Consider the following 1,237-nt stretch of genomic DNA (forward strand, 5'->3'; position numbering starts at 1 on the left):
GAACACATCTGTCTCAGGACTTCATGGACAGTGCGGCCAATGGTTGGAACTTAACCGACCGGTCAAGGGTGAGCTGACGGACGACGACGTCACCGACCATGACGGTGACGTCGTCGCCTCGCCAATGCAGCACCGCCGTTCGATCTCCCCATGCTCTGCCCAGGGAGATCGAATGACCGTCGAACTGGACGATGCCGGTGTGCGAGATCGACCGAGCGACCTCACCGTGCCTGATCTTGGGCTCCGGAGTAGCTGCGACTGTGGGTTTGTCGTCGTAACGCTGCTGCGGAGTTTTCCCCGCCAGGCTCTGATGGCGTCGGTTGTTGTAGACCACCCGGTACTGCTCGAGGAGGCCCTGTAACTCCTCGAGGGTGTCGGGTGCCGGTTGCTTGCGTAGCCACTTCTGCAGTGTCTGGTGCGCGCGTTCGTTCTTCCCACAGGTCTGCGGGTGATAAACGGACGAGGTGATTGTCTGCACCCCGAGCGCGGCGAGGGTGCGTTCGAGGGCGGAGGTCCCGCCACGGTGCTTGGCCGAGAAGGCACGACCGTTGTCAAAGAGCACTCGAACCGGCAATCCGTAGCCGGCGAAGGCCTGCTCGAGTGCCCGCCAGGCTTCCGCCCCGTTCTCACCGACCGCGGCGCACGAGCCGACGTCCAACCGGGAATGGTCGTCGAGTATCTGCAGGACACAGACTTTCTCACCGGTGGACAGGTAGTGCTCCATGCCGTCGATCTGCCACAACCCACCGGGATCGGAGTACTCGAACCGGCGTCTCGTCTTGGGTCGTTTACGGGGCTGAGCGACGATCTGGCCGTGGTCGAGGAGGATCCGGTACACCGTCGCCCGCGACGGAACCGGATCGAATCCGAGGGACTCGAGTCGCCAGGCGATACTCTGCGGTCCGTTGTCGAGTCCTGCGTCGTCGAGTTCCTTACGGGCGCGGACCACCGCCTCGCACAGCACCGCCGACGTCCGGGTCGGTGATGTGTGCGGGGCGGTGGAACGTCTGGTGAACCCGTCCGCTCCCTCGGCCTTGAACCGTGCAACGTACTTGTGGAACGTCGTACGTGAGATCGAGTGGGTTCTGCAGAAGGCGGCGATGTTGACCTTCTCGCCGCCTGCTGCGCGGACGATCGCGGACACGAACTCTGGATCCATCGAAAACCCTGTTCTGCCCATCCCCGATTGTCACGGGGTGGGCCGTTCAGTGTTCACGATGTCCTGAGACATCAACTG

Annotated in this window: 1 protein-coding gene; it reads right to left on the reverse strand. The window is 63.1% G+C overall.

Annotation, left to right across the window (positions count from 1 at the left end; genetic code table 11):
- Positions 1-13: 13 nt before the first annotated feature.
- Positions 14-1,159 (reverse strand): DDE-type integrase/transposase/recombinase, encoded by a 1,146-nt coding sequence (locus RM1_RS25775; protein WP_072754434.1) that lies wholly within the window; start codon positions 1,157-1,159, stop codon positions 14-16.
- Between the last annotated feature and the right edge of the window lie 78 nt (positions 1,160-1,237).

The sequence above is a fragment of the Rhodococcus maanshanensis NBRC 100610 genome (genome assembly GCF_001894865.1).
Taxonomy (GTDB): domain Bacteria; phylum Actinomycetota; class Actinomycetes; order Mycobacteriales; family Mycobacteriaceae; genus Rhodococcus_G; species Rhodococcus_G maanshanensis.

Excerpts from the sequence above, each read along its gene's own strand:
- RM1_RS25775 (WP_072754434.1), bottom strand. The coding sequence starts at position 1,159 with ATGGATCCAGAGTTCGTGTCCGCGATCGTCCGCGCAGCAGGCGGCGAG.